General features: G+C 73.0%; 17 protein-coding genes. 10 read left to right on the top strand and 7 right to left on the bottom strand.

From position 1 onward, the window contains the following. Positions 1-6 precede the first annotated feature (6 nt). Complete coding sequence (locus QMG39_RS06825; RefSeq protein WP_281883377.1) at positions 7-2,343, top strand: beta-galactosidase; 2,337 nt, start codon at positions 7-9, stop codon at positions 2,341-2,343. Positions 2,344-2,353: 10 nt separating this feature from the next. Here QMG39_RS06825 and QMG39_RS06820 read toward each other — a convergent pair whose 3' ends face one another. Next, positions 2,354-3,367, bottom strand: a complete 1,014-nt coding sequence (locus QMG39_RS06820; RefSeq protein ID WP_281883375.1) for a LacI family DNA-binding transcriptional regulator — start codon at positions 3,365-3,367, stop codon at positions 2,354-2,356. Positions 3,368-3,505: 138 nt separating this feature from the next. On the opposite strand from QMG39_RS06820, the gene QMG39_RS06815 reads away from it, so the two are divergent. Next, complete coding sequence (locus QMG39_RS06815) at positions 3,506-6,451, top strand: glycosyl hydrolase (protein WP_281883373.1); 2,946 nt, start codon at positions 3,506-3,508, stop codon at positions 6,449-6,451. A 54-nt stretch (positions 6,452-6,505) separates the two neighbouring features. Continuing rightward, a complete protein-coding gene (locus tag QMG39_RS06810) occupies positions 6,506-7,012 on the top strand; it encodes a MarR family winged helix-turn-helix transcriptional regulator (protein ID WP_281883371.1) in 507 nt (168 codons plus the stop codon). 53 nt (positions 7,013-7,065) lie between these two features. Here QMG39_RS06810 and QMG39_RS06805 read toward each other — a convergent pair whose 3' ends face one another. Next, a complete protein-coding gene (locus QMG39_RS06805; protein WP_281883369.1) occupies positions 7,066-7,431 on the bottom strand; it encodes a carboxymuconolactone decarboxylase family protein in 366 nt (121 codons plus the stop codon). A gap of 352 nt (positions 7,432-7,783) precedes the next feature. Between QMG39_RS06805 and QMG39_RS06800 the strand changes: the two genes are divergently transcribed. The 3 genes from QMG39_RS06800 (at position 7,784) to QMG39_RS06790 (ending at position 12,446) form a co-directional block, all read left to right on the top strand. Continuing rightward, on the top strand, positions 7,784-9,454 hold the full coding sequence (locus tag QMG39_RS06800; RefSeq protein ID WP_281883367.1) for an amidohydrolase: 1,671 nt from the start codon (positions 7,784-7,786) through the stop codon (positions 9,452-9,454). 97 nt (positions 9,455-9,551) lie between these two features. Next, the gene (locus tag QMG39_RS06795) at positions 9,552-10,919 is read left to right on the top strand and encodes an aspartate aminotransferase family protein (protein ID WP_281883365.1); all 1,368 of its coding nucleotides are present in this window, start codon (positions 9,552-9,554) and stop codon (positions 10,917-10,919) included. A 30-nt stretch (positions 10,920-10,949) separates the two neighbouring features. Then, entirely contained in the window at positions 10,950-12,446 is a 1,497-nt protein-coding gene (locus tag QMG39_RS06790) for an MFS transporter (protein ID WP_281883363.1), read from the top strand. Between the two features lie 102 nt (positions 12,447-12,548). Here the strand turns inward: QMG39_RS06790 and pdxR are convergent, their stop codons facing one another. Together pdxR and QMG39_RS06780 are read right to left on the bottom strand one after the other, a co-directional pair. Then, the gene (gene pdxR / locus QMG39_RS06785) at positions 12,549-14,120 is read right to left on the bottom strand and encodes a MocR-like pyridoxine biosynthesis transcription factor PdxR (protein ID WP_281883361.1); all 1,572 of its coding nucleotides are present in this window, start codon (positions 14,118-14,120) and stop codon (positions 12,549-12,551) included. Next, positions 14,117-14,848, bottom strand: coding sequence for a sulfite exporter TauE/SafE family protein (locus QMG39_RS06780; RefSeq protein WP_281883359.1), 732 nt, complete (start codon positions 14,846-14,848; stop codon positions 14,117-14,119). Before QMG39_RS06780 ends, pdxR begins: the two co-directional genes overlap by 4 nt. Positions 14,849-15,106: 258 nt before the next feature. Here QMG39_RS06780 and QMG39_RS06775 point away from each other — a divergent pair, with 258 nt between their 5' ends. Both QMG39_RS06775 and QMG39_RS06770 read left to right on the top strand, forming a co-directional pair. Continuing rightward, positions 15,107-15,835 carry an SDR family NAD(P)-dependent oxidoreductase gene (locus QMG39_RS06775; RefSeq protein WP_281883357.1) on the top strand — a complete coding sequence of 243 codons (729 nt, stop codon included), beginning with the start codon at positions 15,107-15,109 and terminating at the stop codon, positions 15,833-15,835. Between the two features lie 123 nt (positions 15,836-15,958). Further along, complete coding sequence (locus tag QMG39_RS06770; RefSeq protein WP_281883355.1) at positions 15,959-16,309, top strand: hypothetical protein; 351 nt, start codon at positions 15,959-15,961, stop codon at positions 16,307-16,309. On the opposite strand, the gene QMG39_RS06765 is transcribed toward QMG39_RS06770, so the two are convergent. The 3 genes from QMG39_RS06765 to QMG39_RS06755 form a co-directional block, all read right to left on the bottom strand. Continuing rightward, the gene (locus QMG39_RS06765) at positions 16,310-17,386 is read right to left on the bottom strand and encodes a type II toxin-antitoxin system VapC family toxin (RefSeq protein ID WP_281883353.1); all 1,077 of its coding nucleotides are present in this window, start codon (positions 17,384-17,386) and stop codon (positions 16,310-16,312) included. An 8-nt stretch (positions 17,387-17,394) separates the two neighbouring features. Further along, positions 17,395-18,759 carry a glutamyl-tRNA reductase gene (locus tag QMG39_RS06760; RefSeq protein WP_281883350.1) on the bottom strand — a complete coding sequence of 455 codons (1,365 nt, stop codon included), beginning with the start codon at positions 18,757-18,759 and terminating at the stop codon, positions 17,395-17,397. Between the two features lie 74 nt (positions 18,760-18,833). After that, positions 18,834-19,529, bottom strand: a complete 696-nt coding sequence (locus QMG39_RS06755; RefSeq protein WP_281883348.1) for a hypothetical protein — start codon at positions 19,527-19,529, stop codon at positions 18,834-18,836. 188 nt (positions 19,530-19,717) lie between these two features. Between QMG39_RS06755 and hemE the strand changes: the two genes are divergently transcribed. Together hemE and QMG39_RS06745 are read left to right on the top strand one after the other, a co-directional pair. Next, complete coding sequence (gene hemE, locus QMG39_RS06750) at positions 19,718-20,827, top strand: uroporphyrinogen decarboxylase (RefSeq protein WP_373878311.1); 1,110 nt, start codon at positions 19,718-19,720, stop codon at positions 20,825-20,827. Between the two features lie 4 nt (positions 20,828-20,831). Next, positions 20,832-22,430 (top strand): protoporphyrinogen/coproporphyrinogen oxidase, encoded by a 1,599-nt coding sequence (locus tag QMG39_RS06745; RefSeq protein ID WP_281883343.1) that lies wholly within the window; start codon positions 20,832-20,834, stop codon positions 22,428-22,430. Positions 22,431-22,462 lie beyond the last annotated feature (32 nt).

Genomic DNA, 22,462 nt, shown 5'->3' with positions numbered 1-22,462 from the left:
GCCGCCATGACCGAATCCGGAACCGCCCTCTCCGCCCTCACGCTGAGGCCGACCGCCGCGCAGGGTGCGGTGCGTCGTCCGCGGATGGCGAACCTCGAGGACGCGCGCCCGGGTCTCGAGCTCACGAGCCGCGGAATCACGCGGAACGGCGTGCCGTGGATCCCGGTCTCCGGGGAGCTGCACTACTCCCGGGTGTCTCGCGGGCGCTGGGAGGAACGACTCCGCCAGATGGTGGCCGGCGGCATCGACGTCGTCTCGACCTACGTGCCGTGGATCCACCACGCTCCTGACGGCGAATCGGCGTCGTTCGAGGGCGACCTCGACCTGGGCGCCTTCGTCGATCTCGCGCGGGCGCAGGGCCTCGACGTCGTGCTGCGCATCGGCCCATGGGTGCACGGCGAGATCCGCAACGGCGGCTTCCCCGACTGGGTGCAGCACGCCCCCGTCGCCCACCGCACCGACGACCCCGCCTACCTCGCGCTGGTGCGCGCCTGGTGGGAGCAGCTCGCCGCCGCCCTCGGCGGGCGCTGCGAGCCCGGCACCGTGCTCGGCATCCAGCTCGAGAACGAGCTCTACGACCAGCCCGGGCACCTCGTCACCCTGAAGCGGCTCGCACGCGAGCTCGGCATGACGGCTCCGCTGTGGACCGCGACCGCGTGGGGCGGGGCCGAGCTGCCGCCGGAGGAGGTCTTCCCGCTCTACGGCGGCTACGCGGACGGCTTCTGGGTGGATCCGGAGGCCCCCTGGGACGAGACCTTCCGCGATCACTTCTTCTTCTCGGATGTCTGGGACGACCCGGGCATCGGCGCGGACGTGCGCGAGGGCGAGGCGGGTCCGGACCGGGTGCCGCTGTCGGAGTGGTTCCCGCCCGCCACATGCGAGCTCGGCGGCGGGATGGCGACCGCGTACCACCGGCGCCCGCTGCCGACCGGACGCGACGTGACCGCGGTCGGCCACTGCAAGATCGGCAACGGCTCTGCCTGGCAGGGCTACTTCATGTACGCCGGAGGCACGAACCCGCGCCGCGGCCTCCAGGAGTCGCACGCGACCGGATACCCGAACGACATGCCCCAGCTCGGCTACGACTTCCACGCCCCGGTCGGCGAGTCCGGGCGCCTCGGCGGCGGGCACGCGGAGCTCCGCGCGCAGAACGCATTCCTCGCGGCGTTCGGCCCGATGCTCGGTGGGAAGCCGTCGCACCTGCCCGACCTGCGTCCGTCCGGCGTCCACGACACCGAGTCGCTGCGGTGGGCGTACCGGGGCGACGCCGAGGGCGGGTTCGTCTTCATCGCGTGGCACCAGCCGCACGTGCCGCTGCCGATCCATGAGTCGGCGTCGTTCCGGCTCGGGTTCGCGGATGGCGAGCTGTCGCTGCCGTCGGCCCCGGTGGACATCCCCGCGGGGACGCTCGCGCGCTGGCCGGTGCGCCTGACGGTCGGCGGCGTGCGGATCGAGTGGCTCACCGCGTCGGCGCTGACGCTGCTCGACGGCGGGGTGGCGACGCTCGTGGCCGTCGCCGAGCACGGCGTGCCGGTCGAGGTCGCCGTCGAGGCGGGTTCGATGCTGGACGGCGTCGGCGGGTCCGACGCCGGCGCTTCCGCCGTCTCGCCCATCGCCCCGTCGCGCACCCCGGTCCGGGTCACCGGCCCGACCGGGGAGTTCGACCTGCTGGTGCTCCCCGCCGAGGACGCCCTGCGTGCCTGGGTGCCGGTCGACGGCGCGGGCACGGCTCGTCGCCTGCTGCTCGGCGACGACGAGTTGACCTGGGCGGCCGGCGGGCGCATCGACGCGCGGGTCGCCGGGGAGCACCCCGACACTGTCGCGTACGACCCCGCGCTCCGGGCGTTCGCGCCGCTGCCGATGCGCCACGTCGAGGGCCGACCGTGGTCGGGTGACCTCGAGGTCGTGCCGCTGCGTGCACCGAAGCCGGGTCGACCCGCCGACTACGGCTCGCGCGACGGCCGGCCGTCGGCCCCCGGCGACGAGGTCATGGACGAGTTCGCCGCCGAGTACCGGATCATGGTGCCCGAGGCCGCCGCCGACGCCGATGCGTGCCTCGAGATCGCGTGGGCGGGCGACGTCGGCGACGTCCGCGTCCGCGGGGTCGTCGTGGCCGACCGGTTCTGGGACGGGTCGGTCTGGCGCATCAACTGCCGCGACGCCGGCATCGGCCCGGGCGACGACGTCGTGCTGCGCGTCCTGCCGCTCGCCGCGGACTCCCGCGTGCACGTGCCGGAAGCCGCACAGGTGCGCAGGGACCTCGCCGGTGGCGACCTTGCGTCGCTCGACGGCGTGCGCCTGATCGTGCGCGCGCACTGGCGCGAGGGCGATCAGCCCGGCTGAGCCGACCCGGTCAGGCGCTCGCGCGCTCGACGAGTTCCGTCGGGAGGAGCACCGTGCGCGGCCCCGCGCCGCCGATCATCTCGAGCAGCAGGCGCACCATCTCGGCGCTGATCTCCTCGAACGGCTGACGCATGGTCGTGAGCGGCGGGTCCAGGCGCGCCGCGACCGGGGAGTCGTCGAAGCCGGCGACCGCCACGTCCTCAGGCACCCGTCGCCCCGACGCCGACAGCGCGTCGAGCGCGCCCGATGCCATCTGGTCGGAGTGGACGAAGACCGCATCGAGGTCCGGACGCGCGTCGAGCAGCTCCTCCATCGCACGTCGCCCCGACTCGGGTGTCCAGTCGCCGTGGCGCACGAGCGTGCCGTCGTAGTCGGCGCCGAGCGCGTCGCGGAACCCCGCCAGCCGAGGTTCGGTCACGCGCTCCGGCCCCGTGATGCAGGCGATCCGGCTGCGACCGAGTGCTCGGAGCCGCTCGGTCGCGGCGCGGGCCCCCGAGCGGTCGTCGGCGCTGACGTACCCGGTGTTCTCGTGCCGCGTCACCTCCGGCCCGCAGATCACGGTCGGCAGATGGGCGAGCCCGATCTCGTCGATGAGCGGATCGTCGGGGTCGGCGCTGATCAGCAGCACGCCGTCGACGTGCCGGTCGCCCAGGAATTCGCGGGCACGGCGCCGCTCCTCCGGGGTGTCGGCCACCATGAGCACGACGGCGACGTCGCGCTCGCCCGCCGCGGCGGTCGCCCCGCGCAGCAGGCGGGCGAAGTTCGGGTCCTCGAAGAGCATCTGCTGCGGCTCGGTGAGCAGGAACGCGATGGAGTTGGTCCGACCCGTCGCGAGCGTGCGGGCGTGCGCGTTGGGCCGGAACCCGACGCGGGCGATGGCCTCCTCGACCGCGGCCTTGGACTCGGGCGACACCCAGTTGCGGCCGTTGAGCACGCGGGACACCGTGCCCGACGAGACTCCTGCGGCCTCGGCGACGTCCTTGATCGTCGGTCGCCTCCCGTTCGCGGGCGCATGATCGGCCATGCCCACCTCCCGGTGTCGAGTGTATGGCTGCGGCTCCGCGACCGACGGCGCGCGCGTCTTGTCTTTTATTTCACTCCGGACAATACTTGATCGCGACGCCGGTCCGCCGGCACCCGCGATCACGTTCGAAGGAGAACCATGTCCGCCGCGTTCGACGCCCACCGCGAGCCGCTCGCGCATCCGCCCATCGAGTACCGCCCCGAGCAGCGCTGGTGGCTCGCCGAGGGCCTGCACACCGACGAGACGATCCGCCGCGAGATCGACGCGGCGCACCGCCTGGGCTTCGGCGGCATGGAGTTCCTCGCGATGGACGAGCAGGCCATCGACCACTCCCGCTACGGCTGGGGCGCGGAGGAGTGGGTGCACGACTCGGCGATCGTCGTCGAGGAGACGACCGCGCGCGGCATGTCGTTCAGCTTCACCTCGGGCACGAACTGGTCGAACGCGAACCTGCCGACGATCGACCCCGACCACCCGGCGGCAGCGCAGGAGCTCAATTACGTGGTCGAGGAGGTGGGCGCGGGCGGCCGCAGCGGCGCCCTGCCGCTGATCGACCTGCACGAGCAGCGCGGCGGGCACATCCTGCCGGGGGAGCGGGTGGCCCCGACGCTCCAGCCGCTGGTCGCGGTGCTCGCGGTGCCCACGATCGCGAGCGCCGGCGACGGCACCACCCTCGCCATCGACCGTCTCGTCGACCTCACCGCGCAGGTCGTCGACGACGCCCTCGACTGGACCCCGCCGACCGACGACGACTGGCGCCTGTTCACGTTCCGTGCGCACGGCACCGGCCAGACCGCATCCCCCTCGGCCACCGTCAACTACACGGTGAACTACCTCGAGCGCGCGGGCGTCGACGCGGTCATCGACTACTGGCGCGACGTCGTGCTGACGCCCGAACTGCGCGAGCAGATCGCGAGGAACCCGCGCGCGCAGATGTACATGGACTCCCTCGAGCTGAACGTCTGGGGCCGGGGCGGCATGTTCTGGGGCCCGAACGTCGCCGCCGAGTTCGCCGCCCGCCGCGGCTACGAGATCACCCCCTGGCTGCCGGTGCTCGTGCGCCAGTCGGAGCTCATGGCCTCGTCGACCACGTACACCTACGAGGTCGACGACACCCACCGCATCGAGGTCGAGAAGGTGCGGCACGACTACGTCGAGACCCTCACCGACCTCTACATCGAGCACATGCTGCGCCCGTTCGCCGAGTTCCTGCACGACAACGGCATCCTGCTGCGCTCCGAGATCAGCTACGGACTGCCGTTCGAGCTCACCCGCCCCGGCCCGGAGGTCGACGGCATCGAGACCGAGTCGCTCGAGTTCGGCTCGCAGATCGACGCGTACCGCCTGCTCGCAGGCCCCGCGCACCTCTTCGGCAAGCAGTACTCCTCCGAGACCGGCGCGACCACGCGCAACCACATGCTCGACCACCGCTTCTACGACCAGATCATCGCGACCCAGCTCGCCGCCGGGGTCACGAAGACCGTGCTGCACGGCTGGGCGAGCGTCGCCGGCGCCGAGGGTGCCACCGAGTGGCCCGGACACGAGGGCATGTGGTCGATGTTCTCCGAGCGGTTCGACCTCCGCCAGCCGGCATCCGAGTTCTACCCGCTGTGGAACGACGCGGTCGGCCGCGTGCAGTACCTGCTGCGCCAGGGGCACCCGCGCATCGACGTCGGAATCCTGCGCACCGACCACTTCGTCGACAACACCTCGGGCATGATCTTCACCACGCCAGACGGCGGGCGCATCGCCGACGAGGTCGCCTACGGGCGCATGTGGATGCGCGACCGGCAGAACCACTGGTGGCGCGACCTCGGCATGCAGGATGCGGGCTGGAGCTACGAGTTCCTCGACGGATCGCTGCTCGAGCACGAGGATGTCTCGTTCGCCGACGGACTCGTGCAGCCCGACGGACCCGGCTACCAGGCGCTCATCGTCTACCAGCAGACGCTCGACGCCGACGTCGCCGCGCTGCTGCTCGACTGGGCGCGGCAGGGCCTGCGCGTGCTCATCGTGAACGGCGCGAGCGACCTCAAGCTGCTCGCCACGGGCGAGTACACGCACCACGAGCGCGCCGCTGCCCGCACCCCGGGCCGCGACGGCCGCGACGCCGAGCTGGCCGCGACGCTCGCCGAGCTCCGCGCGCAGCCGACCGTCGCCGAGATCGACGACCCCGCCGAGACCGTCGACGCCCTGCGCGGCCTCGGCGTCGCTGGCCGCGCCGAGTTCACGGCCGAGAACCGGAACGTGCTCGGGTACCTCCGCGAGGAGGGCGACCTGCTGCACGTCTACGCGTACCACTTCCTCTACGAGACGGGTGAGGACACCACCGTCGAGATCGCGCTGCCGGGCACGGGGCGGATGCACCGCATCGACGTCTGGACCGGCGAGGTGCGCGAGCACCGTGGCATCCGTGTCGAGGGTGACCGCACCATCGCGACCCTGCGCCTGGCGCCCGGCGAGATCGCGCTGCTCACGCTCGACCGGTCGGAGCCGGCGACCGAGTCGACGGTGGCGGGCCGACACGTGCTGGCGGGTGCCTCGGGCTGGTCGATCGCGGTTGAGAGCTGGGACGCGGGCGAGACGACCGTCATCGAGGAGGACCGCGGCCTCGGCTACGTCACCCGCGAAGTGCGCCCGGAGACCGCCGTCACCCGCCTCGCGTCGCCCGCGACCGCGCTGGCGCCGTGGACCGACCTGCCCGGAGTGGGCCCCGAGGTCTCGGGCGTGGGGGAGTACCGCGCGACGATCACGCTCGACCGCCTGCCCGCCGACGGCGAGCGGTTCGTGCTCGAGCTCGGCTCCACGAACGGCGGGCTCGGGTCGGTGTCGGTGAACGGCGGCGCACCGGTCGGGTTCGACACGTCGCATCCGACCGTCGACGTGACCGACGCCGTGATCGGGGGCGCCAACGAGGTCGTCGTGCGCACCGCGAGCTCGCTCAACAACCGGCTCATCGCCCGCGGCTACTACGACGAGCTGCCCGACATCGCGCTGCTGATCGACGGCCGCGAGGGCACGCACCAGGTGTCGGTGCGGCCGTACGGCCTGGTCGGCCCGGTGCGCATCGTGGCCGTCGGATAGCCTGCGGGAACCCGACCCGCCCGCAAACCGAGCCCTGGGACGAGAGGACGACGGATGCCACGACCACCCGCCACCCAGCTGGCGCACGTCGACGCCGTCGACCTCTCGCCCGTGGCGTCGGCCGACCCCGACGACCTGCTCGGCATCCTCGAGCGGATGATCCGCCAGGCGAACAGCAGCCGGCTGCGTCGGGGCCTGATGACCGAGGTCGGCTTCCCGATCGACGACATCCCGACCTTCCTCGCGCTGAACCAGCTCTCGCTGCACGGCGCGATGCGCCCCACCGACCTCGCCGAGGGACTCGAGACCGGGCGCGCGAACGTCACGAAGATCGTCGCGCGGCTGGTGGGCGTCGGCCTGGTCGAGCGGGTGGCCGACCCGGCCGACCAGCGCGGGGTGATCCTCGCGCTGACCGCTCCCGGTCGCGAGCTGGCCGCTCGCGTCGTCGCGGCGCAGGAACGCACGATCACCGAGACGACCGCCGACTGGCCGGCCGCCGACGTCGATGCGTTCCGTGCATTGACACGACGCTGGGTGGAGGGCTGGTCCGAGCGGGCGTGACGCCCTGCGGACGCCTGCCGCACGTCGCCCGGCGGGTGCCGGGAGTCCGGGTGTCAGGCGACGAGCGCGTGCTCCTGGGCGGCCTGGAACTGGGCGAGCGCGGTCTGCGCTTCGCCGCCGTAGACGACCGAGGGGCCGCCGCCCATGAGGATGGCCACGCCGATGGTCTCGTTGACCTGCTCCGGCGTCGCGCCGGCCTTGAGCGCGTCCTTGACATGGCAGGCGATGCATCCTTCGCAGCGGATCGCGATCGCGATCGCGAGGGCCATGAGCTCCTTGGTGGCTGCGCTCAGCGCGCCGTCCTCGAGGGCCTTGCGGTGCATCGTGGCGAACCCGTTGATCGTGCCGGGAATGGCGGCCGAGAGGCCCTTCATCCCGTCCATGACCTGAGATTCGATCTCTACGAAGTTCTTCGACATGTCGTTCTCCTCTTGTGAAGGTGTCCCGATCGAGGGGCGCCGATGTCTCGCCTGCTGGTTCCGCTTGCGAGCTGCTGTGGTCAGACTACACCCTGTGGTCAGACCACACAAGCCGGCGTCTTCGCTGAGTGCTGCGCATGTCCGTTTCGGGGTGGCGCGGGCGCTGCAGATGAACGGCGTGTTTCGCACGCATCCGCCCATGTTTCCAGCGTGAGAACTGCGTGACGAGCGTGTGAACGGTGGTGCAGGCGGCATCCGGATCGCTGGCCCTTACCGAACCGCACTCGGTCTTCGAGGATCGAAGGACCCGATCAGATCGGTCCCCGACCCGAACCACCGAGGAGCACCCGTCGTGAGCGACGTGATCATCTACCCCGCCCGCACCGTCCGCACCATGGACAAGGTCGTCCCGACCGCCGGCGCCGTCGCCGTGCGCGGCGACGTCATCCTGGCCGTCGGCGAGACCGAGGAGCTCGCGGCAACCTACCCCGGCGCGACCGTCGACGAGCGCTACGCCGACCGCGTGCTCGCACCCGGCTTCGTGGAGGCGCACTCGCACCTCGGTGGCGAGTTCGGCGCGAGCCCGTACTTCCTCGGCTACTTCCCGCGCACCGCGCCCGACGGCACGCCGCTGCCCGGCGCGCAGACCTGGCAGGGCGTGATCGACGCGCTGAAGGTGTGGGACGCCGAGCTGCCCGAGGGCGAGGTGCTCTTCGCCCGCGGCCTCGACATGCTCTTCTTCCCCGGCGAGCAGCTCACCCGCGGGGTGCTCGACGAGGTCAGCACGACCCGCGGCATCTACGTGACCCACGCGAGCGGCCACGTCGGCACCGCCAACTCCGTGCTGCTCGAGCGTGCGGGCTACGGGCCCGGCACCGAGGTCGAGGGCGTCGTGCTCGACGCCGACGGCGTGCCCACCGGCGAGCTGCAGGAGATGCAGGCGATGGGCCCGGTCATGGCGCTCGCCGGCATCGACCTGTCGAAGGGCCTCACCACCGAGGGCGGCCTCTACGCGTTCGCCGCCGACGCGCGGAACCACGGATGCACCACCGCGACCGACCTCGCGAGCTTCGACCTCGTGCGGCCCGGCGGGTACGACCTGCTCGCCGAGGTCACCGGACGCGACGACTTCGCGGTGCGCCTCGTGCCCGCCACCTTCGGCGGCATGACCAAGACCCTCGAGCAGGCCCAGCAGCTCGCGGGCGCGGTCGCCGCCCAGCAGGGCCGGGCCACGCCGAAGCTGCACCTCGGCTCGGTGAAGCTCATGCTCGACGGCTCGATCCAGCAGTACACCGCCAAGCTGCAGGACCCGGGCTACGTCTGCAACCACGATGCCGGCATCTGGAACACGGATGCCGCGACCTTCCGCGACCAGGTGCGCGCGTTCCACGCGGCCGGCCTGAACATCCACGTGCACTGCAACGGCGACGAGGCGACCGAGGTGTTCCTCGACGCGGTCGAGGCCGTGCTCGCCGAGTCGCCTCGCTGGAACCACCGTCACACGGTCACGCACTCGCAGCTCACCACCCGCGCGCAGTACAAGCGCATGGCCGAGCTGGGCATGTGCGCCAACGTGTTCTCGAACCACATCTGGTACTGGGGCGACCAGCACATCGACCTCACCGTCGGCCCGGACCGCGTGAAGCGCATGAACGCCGCGCGCACCGCGCTCGACGAGGGCGTCACGATCGCCCTGCACTCCGACACCCCGGTCACGCCGCTCGACCCGCTGGCCACCGCGTCCTACGCCGCCGAGCGCCGCACGCCGACGGGTCGCTCCTGGGGCGACGCGGAGCGCATCTCGGTCTACGAGGCGCTCGAGGCGATCACCATCGGCCCGGCCTACCTGCTGAAGCTCGACCACCTCGTCGGCTCGATCGTGCCCGGCAAGTACGCCGACTTCGCGGTGCTCGACCGCGACCCGGTCGAGGTCGCCGAGGCGAAGGAGCTGCGCGAGATCACCGTGCTCGGCACCGTCGTCGGTGGCGTGCACCACGAGGCCCCCGTGGCGGTGGGCGTCTAGCCACGCACCCACGACCCGGCCGGCGCCCGCCACGTGCGGGCGCCGGTTCCCCGGCGACGCCGCCGGCGCAGCATCCGCACCATCGAAAGGAACCACCGTGCCCATCCCCAGCGACCCCGCGGGGCTCACCACCTACGAGCTCGACCGCGCCCACGTCTTCCACTCGTGGTCGGCGCAGAAGAGCCTCGACCCCATCGTCATCGCGGGTGCCGAGGGCAGCCACCTCTGGGATGCCGACGGCAACCGCTACCTCGACTTCTCGTCGCAGCTCGTCTACACGAACATCGGCCACCAGCACCCCCGCGTCGTCGACGCCATCAAGCGCCAGGCCGACGTGCTCTGCACGATCGCTCCGGCCCACGCGAACGACCAGCGCTCGCTCGCCGCGAAGCTCATCGCCGACGTCGCGCCCGAGGGCATGAACAAGGTGTTCTTCACCAACGGCGGCGCCGAGGCGATCGAGAACGCGGTGCGCATGGCCCGCCTGCACACCGGCCGCACCAAGGTCATGTCGGCCTACCGCTCGTACCACGGGGCGACCGCCACGGCGATCCAGGTCACGGGCGACCCGCGCCGCTGGCCGAACGAGTTCGCGCCCGCCGGCACCGTGCACTTCTTCGGGCCGTTCCTGTACCGCTCGGTCTTCCAGGCGACGACCGAGCAGGAGGAATGCGACCGCGCGCTCGCGCACCTCGAGCAGACGATCCTGTTCGAGGGGCCGGGCACCATCGCCGCGATCGTGCTCGAGACCGTGCCCGGCACGAGCGGCATCATGCCGCCGCCGCCTGGCTACCTCGCCGGCGTGCGTGCGCTCTGCGACCGCTTCGGCATCGTGATGATCTGCGACGAGGTCATGTCGGGCTTCGGCCGCACGGGCGCCTGGTTCGCGATCGACCACTACGGCGTGACCCCCGACCTCATCACCTTCGCGAAGGGCGTCAACTCGGGCTACGTGCCCATGGGCGGCGTCGTGCTGCGCGACGAGATCGCGGCCACGTTCGACGACCGCGCCTACCCGGGCGGGCTGACCTACTCGGGGCATCCGCTCGCCGCCGCCGCCGCGGTCGAGACGATCCGCGCGATGCACGACGAGGACGTGGTCGCGAACGCCGCGCGCGTGGGCGCCGAGGTCATCGGACCCGGCCTGCGCGAGCTCGCCGAGCGCCACCCGTCGATCGGCGACGTGCGCGGACTCGGCGTGTTCTGGGCGCTCGACCTGGTCGCCGACCGCGAGACCAAGGAGCCGCTCGCACCCTACGGCGGGGCATCACCGGCGGTCGCGGGCGTGCTCGCCGCCGCCCGCGAGGCCGGCCTGCTGCTGTTCAACCAGTACCACCGCATCCACGTCGTGCCGCCGTGCACGATCACCGACGACGAGGCGCGCGAGGGCATCGCGATCCTCGACGAGGCACTCGCCGTGGCAGACGCCGCGGTGCGGACCGAGGAGCCGGTGCTCGTCGGCTGACGGCACCGGATCGACACGAAGGGAACCCCCATGACCACCACCGGAACCGCGCCCGCCACGGCGCGCACCGCAGGTCGAGGCGCCGTCGGGCTCCTCGTCCTGACCGAACTCGGCAGCGGAATCCTGCAGGGCTGGTACGGCCCGCTGCTGGTCGGCATCGGCGACATGTACTCCGTCGGCGCGGCCACGCTGAACCTCGTCGCCGTCGCCTACCTGCTCTCGTCGGTGCTGTTCGTGCCGCTACTCACGAAGCTGGCCGACATGCACGGGCACAAGAAGCTGCTCATGATCGCGGTGGGCATCACCGCCCTCGGGTCGCTGCTCGTCGCGTTCGCGCCGAACTTCGGCGTGCTGCTCGTCGGCCGCGTGCTGCAGGGCGCGCTCGTGGCATTCCTTCCGCTCGAGTTCGCCATCGTGCGCCAGCGTGCACCCGAGCAGGTCGGCAAGAGCATCGGCCAGCTCGTCGCGTCGCTAGCCATCGGCGCGCTGCTCGGTGCGGTCGGCTCGGGCGTGCTCTACGGCGCGACGGACAGCCTCGTGCTCGTGCTCACCGTTCCGGCGATCTACTTCGCCGTCTGCCTCGTGCTGATCGCGTTCTTCGTGCCCGAGACCGACGTGACCGGCGGCGGCAGGCTCGACTGGGCGGGCGTCGCCCTGCTCGGCTTCGGGGCCGCGGGCCTGCTCGGCGGCATCTCGCTCGCCGGCGTCTCCGGTTGGGGCGACCCGCTCGCGTGGGTGCTGATGGTCGCCGGCGCCGCACTGCTCGCAGCCTGGGTGGTCGTCGAGAAGCGCGTCGCCGATCCGTTCATCGACCTCGACGTGCTCCGCCACGGCGGCATCGGGCTGCCGATCGTGATCGGCGTGCTCTACGGCGCGCACGCACTCGGCGGCACCAGCCTCATCGCGATCTTCGTGGCCGTCGACCCCGACGAGTACGGCTTCGGCCTGGGCCTGTCGGCGGCGATGTCCGGCATCATCCTCAGCGCGATGGCGCTCTCGGGCTTCGCCGGGTCGCTGCTCGCCAACCGCCTGGTCGGCTGGTTCTCGACCCGCACGACCTTGCTCATCGCCCACGGCCTCGGCGCGACCGCGTTCCTCGGCATGATCCTGGCCTCGGGCAACCTCGCCCTGTTCATGGTCTGGCTCGTGCTCGGCGGACTCGGCATGGGCTTCGTCATCAGCGTGCTGCCCACGGTGGTCGTGAGCCTCGCGCGCCATGACGAGGTCGCGGTCGTCTCCGGCCTCTACAACACGGCGCGCACGGCCGCGGGCGCCGCCGCCGGCGCGGTCTTCACGACCGTCATGGCCGCGTTCATCGTGGCCGGCACGGACGTCGACGGGTCGGCCCCGGTCACCTCGTTCACCGGCTACGCGGCGGTGTGGGCGATCGGCGCGGGCCTCGCGGTGATCGGCGGGCTGCTGACCCTGCGCCTGCCGAAGAACCCGACGCCGGCGACGGATGCCGCTGAGTCGACCGATGCGGTCGAGCAGACGGATGCCTCTGAGGCGGCGCCCGCCGCCGGGTAGTCGCGCCACTCGAGTACGGCGCCGGTCCCCTCGGGGCCGGCGCCGTACTCGTGCGCGCGTCGACCCGGAGCATCCGTCGCCCGCAACCGAGCCCGGCGCCGCCTACTCGTCGAGCTGCGACCGGATGACCTTGCCGAGGATCTCGATGCCGCGCGGGATCGCCTCGAGCGCGATGGAGTTGTAGCCGACGCGGAGCTGGTTCCGCGGGCCGGGCCCCAGGTAGAACCGCTCGCCGGCGTCGACCAGCACGCCCCGCTCGCGCGCGAGTTCGGTCACGCGGGTGCCGTCGAACGCGTCGGGCCCGTCGATCCACACGCTGAGCCCGCCGGCCGTCGGCGTCGGCAGCTCGAACGGCAGGTGCTCGTCGAGCGCGGCGACGACCGCCTCCCACTTGCGGCCGAGGTGCCGGCGGTGCTGGCGCAGCGAGCGGTGGTACTCGCCCGAGTCGATGAACAGGCCGAGCGCGCGCTGCATGTGGCCGGGCGGGTGCTTGGTCTGGTACCTGCGCCGCTCGCGCAGCGCCGCCACGAGCGCGCGGTCGGCCACGATGAACCCGAGCCGGATGCCCGGGGCGACGAACTTCGAGAACGTGCCGACGTAGATCACGCGTCCGGTGCGGTCGAGCGACTTGAGGCTCGGCGTGGGCCTGCCGCGGAACCGCACCTCGGAGTCGTAGTCGTCCTCGATGACGAGCTGGTCGTGCCGCTGCGCGTCCCGCAGCAGCGCCGCACGCCGCGTGTACGAGAGGGTGACATTGGTCGGATGCTGGTGGCTGGGCGTGACGTACACGAGCTCGGGCGGTTCGCCGAAGTCGTCGTCGCGCCGCACGCCCTGCTCGTCGACGGCCCGCGGCACCAGGGTCGCGCCCGCGCGGCGCAGGATGTGCCACGCGTCGACGTACCCGGGGTTCTCGACCGCGACCGGGGTGCCCGCCTCGACGAGCAGCTCGGCGAGCAGCGCGAGCCCCTGCTGCGCGCCCGCCGTCACGATGATCTCCTCGGGCGCGGCCTGGATGCCGCGCGGGGGGAGGATCTCGCGGCGGATCGACTCGACCAGCAACTCGTCGTCCCCGGCGACCGAGTCGCGGATGCTCGCGGCGACGTGCGGACCGTCGAGCGCCGTGTTCAGCGCGCGCAGCCAGCCACGGGCCGGGAACGTGCCGAGCTCGGGCTGCCCGGGCAGGAACGGGAACGGGTAGCGGGTCCACTCGACGTGGGTGGCGGCGTGCTGCAGGTCGTCGTCACGGGGCACGGGCAGGCGGGTCGCCCAGTCGACCTGATGGGTCGGCACCGCGCCCGAGGTGGCCGGCGGCGGCGCAGGGGCGCGGGTCGCGCGGGGTGGCGGGGTCGACGGATGCGGCGAGGCGATCGGGTACAGCCCGCTGCGCGGGCGCGACTCGACCAGCCCGAGCGCGACGAGCTCCTGGTACGCGGCGTTGACCGTGTTGCGCGACACCCCGAGCACGCCCGCGAGGTGACGCGACGACGGCAGCGGCCGGTTCGCGCGGAAGCGGCCCTCGAGCAGCGACTGCTCGAGGAAGCGGCGCACCTGCTGGAACAGCGGGTCCGAGCTCGTCGGGTCGAGGTACTGGCGTGCGCGCTCGGCGTCGAACTCGGGCTGGTCGAACGACGGATGCCCGGTCATGCGCGCCTCCCGATCCGATGCGCCGCTCACGCGGAGAACCCCGCGGCGGCGCGGGCGACGAGCGCCACCCCGGACACGAGGGAGAGTACCAGCGTGGCGGTGCGGACCGTCGGTGCGGGCAGGCGCGGTACCAGCGGCATCGCGACGAGCGTGCCGACCGCGATTGCGGGCACGAGCACCGCGGCGCGGACCAGCTCCGCACCCGCATCCGTCGTGCCCGCCAGCAGCAGGGTGACCGCCGACACCGCCGAGCCGAACGCGAAGAACGCCGAGAGCGTGGTGCGCATGCGCCGCACGTCATCGGGGCGGTAGACGATCGCCATGGGCGGCCCCGGCAGCGCGGCGACCGGGGTCAGGATGCCGGCGACGACCGATCCCGCGACCAGCGACGTGCGCCCGGCGGGCGCCCGCCAGCCGGCCATCGAGACGACCGAGCCCGCGACGACGACGGCGCCGATCGCGAGGTGCGTCGCCCGCAGCGGCAGCACGGCGGCGAGCCAGGTGCCCAGTGCGACGCCCGGCAGCGATGCGAGCGAGGCGATCGCGAGCGCCCGGCGGTCGAGTGCGTCGCGCTCGGCCCAGGTCACCGCGACCATCACCAGCACCGTCAGCACGAGCACGGCGAACGTGCCGACGTCGGGCGCGATGAGCGCGAGCAGCGGCACGGCGACGATGCCGAAGCCCATGCCCGTGAGCCGCTGCACCACCGTCGCGACGACGATCACGAGGCCCGCGGCGAGGCCGACGGCGACGCTCACGAGGCGCGGGATGCGCGCGGACGCGGCGCGGATGGAACGGACACGCCTTCAATTCTCGCCGCTCGCGGGAGTGCTCCCAGCACCACCCGGCGACCGGATGACGGGACAGACGACACGCGCCCGTCACATCGTCACACGCCCGAAACACTGTGGCTCCGCGGGTGCGGCGGGCACTGGACCTGCCGTTTCCCAGCCGGAGCGACGAAGCTGGTTCCGTCGGGCGCGGTACCAGTGCGCGCCCCGGAGGAGGAGCACCACATGACCCGCACCGCAGTCGTCACCGGAGCGTCGAGCGGAATCGGCGCGGCGACCGCCCGCCAGCTCGCCGAGCAGGGATGGGACGTCGTCATCGGCGCCCGGCGCGTCGACCGCCTGCAGGCGCTCGCCGACGAGATCGGCGCACGCGCGCTGCCGCTGGACGTCACCGACCAGGCATCCGTCGACGCCTTCTGCGCCGAGCTCGAGCGCTGCGACCTCCTCGTGAACAACGCCGGCGGCGCGCTCGGCGCGGCCTCGATCGCCGAGTCCGACGACGCCGAGTGGCAGGCCATGTTCGACAGCAACGTGCTCGGCACGCTGCGCATGACCCGCGCGCTGCTGCCGAAGCTCATCGCCTCGGGCGACGGCATCGTCGTGAACATCGGCTCGATCGCCGCGCGCGAGCCGTACCGCGGCGGCGGCGGGTACAACGCCGCGAAGCACGCGGTCGCCGCCCTCACCCGGGTGCTCCGCATCGAACTGCTCGGCCAGCCCGTGCGCGTGACCGAGATCGACCCCGGACTCGTGCAGACCGAGTTCGCCACGGTGCGCTTCGGCGGCGACGAGGAGAAGGCCGCGAAGGTCTACGAGGGCATGACCCCGATGCGCGGCGAGGACATCGCCGAGGCGATCGTCTGGGTGGCATCCCGCCCCTCGCACGTGAACATCGACACGATGCTCATGCTGGCCCGCGACCAGACCTCGGCGCAGGTCGTGCACCGCTCCTGAACCGAGCCCGGCTCACGGCATGTCCCGTTGAACTGCACCCGGCGCCTCCGCCAAGCTGGCGGTGGCGCCGGGATCCCCCTCACCGGATGCGGGACGAACGCGCACGGCCCTCAGGAGGCATGCATGTCCGCAGCTCGTCCGTTCGGTGTGACCCTCGTCGCGATCCTCGCCTGGTTGACAGGGCTCTTCCAGATCATCCCCGGCGTCTTCGCGCTCTTCGGCGGCGACCTCACCTACGCGATCGTCGCCATCATCGTCGGCCTGGTCACGATCTTCGTGAGCCTCGGCCTGTTCCGCGGCAGCAACGGCGCGCGCATCGTGGTGACGATCGTGTTCGTGCTGAACATCGCGGCGTCGCTCTACGTGGTCTTCGCGATCGACGGCGGGTTCTGGACCGCGATCTGGAGCATCCTGTTCCCCGCGATCGGCCTGATCCTGCTCTACACGGCCAAGGCGAACGCGTTCTTCAGCTGATCAGCCGTCGTTCGATGCCCGGGTGAGCGGATGCTCCGCCCGGGCATCGTCGTTCCCGAGCGTCTCGACGCTGCGGATGAAGAGGATGATCCACGTGAAGACGAGGATGCCGGCGACGAGCTCGACCGCGGTCAGCGTGTACCAGCCCACCGCGTAGTACACCGCGAGCAGCACGATGACCGCCATGAACGTCCAGCCGAGCACGAGGAAGGTGCGCGAGAGCCCGGGCACCCAGCGTCGCAGCGCGATCACGAGCACGAAGAAGCTCACCGCCATGCCCGATGCCACCGCGGTGTGCAGCCAGAAGCTCACGTCGACGGGGATGATGCCGACGCACGCGAGCAGCACGCCGACGAGCACGAGGCAGGTGCGCACGTTGCGCCGGCCGTGCGGATGCGCCGAGGGGAGGTCGACCGTGACCCGGCGCACGAGCGTCGTGACCAGGAAGCCCGCGACGATGAGGGTGAGGTTGAACGCGCGCGCCGACACGTTCTCGCTCATGCCGAGCGCGCTCAGGTGCTCCTGCCACCAGTACGGGTCGGTGGCCGTGAGCATGCTCGCGAGCATCCCCTCGACGAGGAACACCGCGAGCACCACCGCGAGCAGCGACAGGTCCATGATCACCGCGGAGGAGAACGCGACGTAGCCGGTCAGCGCGCCGGCGGCCCCGGCGATGACCAGCAGCGGCACCGCGAACACCTCGGCGCCGATGAACGCGTCGGCGAGCAGCACCGACGCGAGCGTCCAGGTCAGCAGCGCGATCGCGCCGTGCGCGAGGGCGACCGCCGCGATGTCGAGCGCGTCGAGCACGCGCATGCGCAGCCCGTCCTCGCGGGCGGCGACGATGAGCCGTCCGGCGGCGAAGGCGAGCATCGCCACGACGCCGCAGGAGATCGCGGCGTACTCGCCGATCGAGCCGGGCCCGGAGATCGGGGCGTCGCCGAACCCGAAGACCGGGATCGCCACGGCGCCCACGACCCAGAAGGCCAGGATGCCGGCAGTCAGCGCGAGCGATTCCAGCGTGCGACCCCGCGACCCGATGATCCGTTCGAACCGCTCGGATGCCGGGGTGGTCATGGCGGGCCTCAGGCGGTCGCGGTGTCCGCGTCGTCGGCGGAGACGGCGGGTGCATCGGCGGATGCCTCGGGCACGAGGCCGAACAGCGCCTCGAGCCCGTCCATCCAGGCGCGCTGCTCGCCGGCGCGCGCGTACTCGCGGGAGCGCACCATGGGGGTGTGCAGCAGCACGCCGGCCATGTGGCGCAGCGCCTGCTCGGTGCGGCCGTCGTCGTCGCCGCGGGCCTTGGCGCGGGCGATCTCGTCGTCGAGCACGTCGAACACGTGCGAGCGCAGGGCGACCACGGCCGGGGCCAGGTCGAGCTCCTCGCCGTGCGCCGAGAACTCGCGCGCGGCGCGGTTGACGAGCGTGCGCGCCGCGTCGGTCGCGTTCAGCTCCTCGATGGGGGCGTGGATGCGGATCGTCTCGAGGTCCAGCAGCTCGACGCCGTCGACCGAGGCCACGTCGGGGTCGATGTTGCGGGGCAGCCCGAGGTCGATCAGCAGCTGGCGTGCGGCCGGCCCGTGCACTGCGTCGGCGGGCACCGCGGAGAGGTGCGGGCGCTCGGTCGGCGCGGGCCCCGCGGCATCCGACCGCCCCGCCCGCAGCAGCGCGGCGTCGATGACGTGGTGGTCGACGGTGGTGCACGTGATGATCACGTCGGCGGAGGCGGCCTCGTCGGCGAGGTCGTCGCGGTGCACCGCGGTGATGTCGTGGTTGCGGGCGAAGCGCGTGGCGCGGCCCGACGGGGAGAAGACGCGCACGTCGGATGCCCCGCGGTCGCGCACCGCGGCGAGCGAGGCGCCGGCGTACTGGCCGGTGCCGACGAGCAGGATGCGCGTCGCCGCCCAGTCGGTGATGCGGCTCTCGGCGAGGTCGAGCGAGAGGCGCACGAGCGAGCGGCCCGCCGAGCCGACCCCGGTGCGGTTCTTGACCGAGCGGGAGACCCGCGCGGCGCGCTGGAAGACGCGTTCGATCTCGGGGGTGGTCGTGCCCTGCGTGCGCGCGCCCTCGAGCGAGCGCTTCACCTGGCCGGCGATCTCGCCCTCGCCGACGACGACCGACTCGAGGCCGGATGCCACGGCGAACAGGTGCGCCGCGACCGCGTTGCCGTGCACGAGTTCGACGGTCGAGCGCAGCGTGCGCGGGTCGACGCCGGTCGACGCGCCGACCTCGCGGAGCGCCGACTGGATGGCGGGCACGGGGGAGGTGCCGTACGGCTCGTCGAGGTCGAGGTAGGCCTCGAACCGGTTGCACGTGGCGACGATCACCGAGCCGCCCAGCGACTCGTGGCTGCCGACGATGCGTGCTCCGAGGTCGCCCGGCGCCACCGACAGCTTCTCCAGGAGATCGAAGTCGGCGTTCTTGTGACTCGCGGACAGACAGATGAGCACCCGACGATTGTAGTCGAGGAGAAAGGCGCCCCCGTCAGGGCGATTGCTGACCCGTCCCGCGCCCGGGGGAGGGGTCAGTTCGCGGGCTGGAGCTGCTCGGGCCGGATGATCGGGATCGACCCGGTGGTGGCCGCGATCTCGGCGCGGTGCCACGACTTGATCTGGCGCAGCCGCGCGAAGAAGTCGGCGCCGCCGAGCGTGAGGGCGGCCGCGCGGCCCGTGCCGAGCGCGATCGGCAGCTCGGCACTCGTGCCGCCGCGGCGGATGCGCAGCACCATGACCGAGACCTCGCGGTCGCCGACCACGATCGAGTCGGCGCGGATCGTGCGCACCTCGCTCCACTGCGCGCTCGCGATGAGCCGCGGCTTGACGGCACCGCCCCACAGGCTGATGCCCTCGAGGTCGGCGAGCACGGCGATGCGCGAGCCGATGCGCGGGAGCCCGCCGCCGAACAGCGTGCGGAGGCCGTGCACCATGATCGGGTTGCGCAGGGCGGGCGTGACGACGCCGTCGGTCGCGCGCTCCAGCGCCCGGACGCGTCGGGCGCTGCGCGACATCGAGGCGAGGCGGGTCGCGAGCACGGTGAGCATGAGCAGGCCCGCCAGGCTGAGGATCGCGAGGATGACGCGCTCGTCGAACGAGACCTCGGGCAGCCGCGGGATGATGCGGGCGATGGTGCCGTCGCCGACGACCGCGGCCGCAACGGCGACCAGCGCGGCGAAGACGAGCAGCCACTTGACGATCCGGTACGCGGTGGGTGGGGGTGCCATGCGTCGATTCGCCTCCGGGGTGCGTCGTGTTCCACGGCGATCCCCCGTCCGCCGCGCGCAATGGTACGCGAGAGAGCGGTTTCGCGCACCATCCGTCCACAACGCCCGGCCGCATCTCCGGTGCCGACGGAACGGGCACCGTCGTCCGCGGGCGCCGCCCGGCGGGCGTCCAGCCGGGGTGGGCGAGAATGGTCCGCGTGATCCTTCCCGACCGGCATCCGCTCACCGCCGCACGCACCAGCAGGTCGCGGCTCGTCCGCGCCTACCGGGGCGAGCGACCCGACGCCACCCCCGTGTGGTTCATGCGCCAGGCCGGTCGCTCGCTGCCCGAGTACCGTGAGCTCCGCGTCGGCACCCGCATGCTCGACGCCTGCCTCGACCCCGCGCTCGCGAGCGAGATCACGCTGCAGCCGGTGCGCCGCCACGGCGTCGACGCGGGCATCTTCTTCAGCGACATCGTCGTGCCCCTGCGCCTGGTCGGCGTCGACGTGGAGATCGAGCCGGGGCGCGGCCCCGTGTTCGGCCGTGCGTACGGCGACGCGGCGGCGGTCGCCGAGCTCACCGCGATCGACCCCGCGACCCTCGACGCCGAGGCCGGCCCCATCACCGAGGCCGTGCGCCGCACGGTCGACGAACTCGGCGAGACGCCGCTCATCGGCTTCGCCGGCGCCCCGTTCACGCTCGCCGCCTACCTCGCCGAGGGCGGCCCCTCGAAGGACCACCTCGCGGCCCGCACGCTCATGCACGCCGACCCCGGCGCGTGGTCGGCGCTCATGGCCTGGTCCGCCGAGGTCACCGGCCGGTTCCTGCGCACGCAGGTGCTCGCCGGGGCATCCGCCGCCCAGCTCTTCGACTCGTGGGCCGGCGCGCTCTCGCTCGCCGACTACGAGACCCACGTCGCGCCCGCCTCGGCCCGCGCGCTCGAGTTCGTGCACGACCTGGAGTACCCCCTCGACGGCGCCGAACTGCGCGTGCCGGTCGTGCACTTCGGCGTCGGCACGGGCGAGCTGCTGCGCGCCATGCGCGAGGTCGGCGCCGACACCGTGGGCGTCGACTACCGCGTGCCGCTCGACGTCGCCGCGGCCCGCGTCGGCGACGGCGTGCCGCTGCAGGGCAACCTCGACCCGGCCCTGCTCGCGGCCCCCGCGGCCGTGCTCGAGCGTGCGGTCGACGAGGTGCTCGAGCGCGGCCGCTCGGCCCCCGCCCACGTGTTCAACCTCGGCCACGGCGTGCCGCCGTCGACCGACCCCGACACGCTGACCCGCATCGTCGAGCGCGTCCACGCCTGGGAGGCCTGACCCGATGAGTGCAGCGGATTCCGCGCGGCCCGCGCCCGAACGCGAGCGCATCGACGTCGACGTGGTCGTCGTGGGCGGCGGCGTCGCGGGACTCGTCGCCGCACGCCAGTGCCTGCACGTCGGCCTCTCGGTGCTCGTGCTCGAGGCCCGCGACGAGGTGGGCGGCGTCGTCGGCGGTGCGGTGATCGGCGCCGAGGAGGCGGATGCCCCGGGCGGTGCCGCGGGCGGACTGCGCGTCGACACGGGCGCGGAGTCGTTCGCCACGCGCAACGACTCCGTCCAGGCGCTCGCGACCGAGCTCGGCCTCGCCGACGAGATCGTCGCTCCGAATCCTGCGGGGGCCTGGCTCGCCCTGCCCGGCGGCGATGCCGGGCTGAAGCTGCTGCCCATGCCGAAGACGGGCGTGCTCGGCATCCCCGCGAACCCGTTCGCGGAGGACGTGCGCGCCGTCATCGGCTGGAGCGGCGCCTGGCGCGCCTACCGCGACCGGCTCCAGCCGATCCTGCGCATCGGCCGCGCGCACAGCCTCGGCCAGCTCGTGCGCAGCCGCATGGGCGACGCCGTGCTCGAGCGGCTGGTCACGCCGATCTCGGCGGGCGTGTACTCGGCGGACCCGGACGCGCTCGACGTCGACCGCGTGGCGCCGGGACTCAACCAGGCGATGACCCGCGCCGGATCGCTCCAGGGCGGCGTCGCCCAGCTCGCGGCCGAGCGTCGCGCGGGCGGTGCCGTGCGCGGCATCCGCGGCGGCATGCGCGCGCTCGTCGACGCGCTCGTCGCCGACCTCGCCTACTACGCGGGCGAGGTGCGCACGGGAGTGCGCGTCACGGGGCTCACCGCGGGCGACGGCGCCGACGGCGGTTGGGTCGTCGCAGCCGACGCGGTCGCCCCGGAACCGGGGGACGGCCGGGTGCTCGTGGCCGGAGCGGATGCGACGGAGGAGGCGGCGGGCGTCGAAGCGCACGCGCGTTACGTCGTGCTCGCGGCGCCTGCGGAGGCATCCGTGCCCCTGCTCGCCGGCGTCCGCGATGAATGGGCCGGCCTCGCCGACCTCGACTGGCCCGAGGGCACCGCGCTCGACCTCGTCACGCTGCTGCTCGACGCGCCGGAGCTGGACGCCGCGCCGCGCGGCACGGGCGTGCTCGTCGCGCCCGGCACGCCCGGGGTCGCCGCGAAGGCGCTCACCCACTCGACGTCGAAGTGGTCGTGGCTGGCGGATGCCGCGGGGCCGCGCCGCCACGTCGTGCGCCTGTCGTACGGCAGGGCGGGGTCCGCCGGCGCCGCGGCGCTCGACGACGAGGCGCTCACCGACCTCGCGCTCGCCGACGCCTCCGCGCTGCTCGGCACGACGCTCACCCGCGCGCAGCTCGTCGACGCCGTGCGCACGAGCTGGCGCGACGCGCCCTCGCACGCCCTGCTCGGGCGCGAGGATCGCGTCGCACGGCTCGACGCCGCGCTCGCCGGAACGACCGACCTCGTGGTCACGGGCTCGTGGGTCGCGGGCACCGGCCTCGCCTCGGTCGTGCCGCACGCGATCGATGCCGCCGCGCGCATCCGTCGCGACGCCGTGGATGCCGCTCCGGAGGCCCCGGCGGGCGCCTGACGTATGGCGAATCCGGTATGGATCGCCGTGCA

It is taken from the genome of Agromyces rhizosphaerae (genome assembly GCF_027925245.1).
Lineage (GTDB): Bacteria > Actinomycetota > Actinomycetes > Actinomycetales > Microbacteriaceae > Agromyces > Agromyces rhizosphaerae.
This window is presented reverse-complemented; position numbering and strand designations above follow the sequence as displayed.

Coding starts and splice junctions, on each gene's coding strand:
- QMG39_RS06805 (WP_281883369.1), bottom strand. CDS start 7,431: ATGTCGAAGAACTTCGTAGAGATCGAATCTCAGGTCATGGACGGGATG.
- QMG39_RS06765 (WP_281883353.1), bottom strand. CDS start 17,386: ATGACCACCCCGGCATCCGAGCGGTTCGAACGGATCATCGGGTCGCGG.
- QMG39_RS06815 (WP_281883373.1), top strand. CDS start 3,506: ATGTCCGCCGCGTTCGACGCCCACCGCGAGCCGCTCGCGCATCCGCCC.
- QMG39_RS06745 (WP_281883343.1), top strand. CDS start 20,832: ATGAGTGCAGCGGATTCCGCGCGGCCCGCGCCCGAACGCGAGCGCATC.
- QMG39_RS06775 (WP_281883357.1), top strand. CDS start 15,107: ATGACCCGCACCGCAGTCGTCACCGGAGCGTCGAGCGGAATCGGCGCG.
- QMG39_RS06820 (WP_281883375.1), bottom strand. CDS start 3,367: ATGGCCGATCATGCGCCCGCGAACGGGAGGCGACCGACGATCAAGGAC.
- QMG39_RS06770 (WP_281883355.1), top strand. CDS start 15,959: ATGTCCGCAGCTCGTCCGTTCGGTGTGACCCTCGTCGCGATCCTCGCC.
- QMG39_RS06790 (WP_281883363.1), top strand. CDS start 10,950: ATGACCACCACCGGAACCGCGCCCGCCACGGCGCGCACCGCAGGTCGA.
- QMG39_RS06810 (WP_281883371.1), top strand. CDS start 6,506: ATGCCACGACCACCCGCCACCCAGCTGGCGCACGTCGACGCCGTCGAC.
- QMG39_RS06755 (WP_281883348.1), bottom strand. CDS start 19,529: ATGGCACCCCCACCCACCGCGTACCGGATCGTCAAGTGGCTGCTCGTC.
- hemE (WP_373878311.1), top strand. CDS start 19,718: ATGGTCCGCGTGATCCTTCCCGACCGGCATCCGCTCACCGCCGCACGC.
- QMG39_RS06825 (WP_281883377.1), top strand. CDS start 7: ATGACCGAATCCGGAACCGCCCTCTCCGCCCTCACGCTGAGGCCGACC.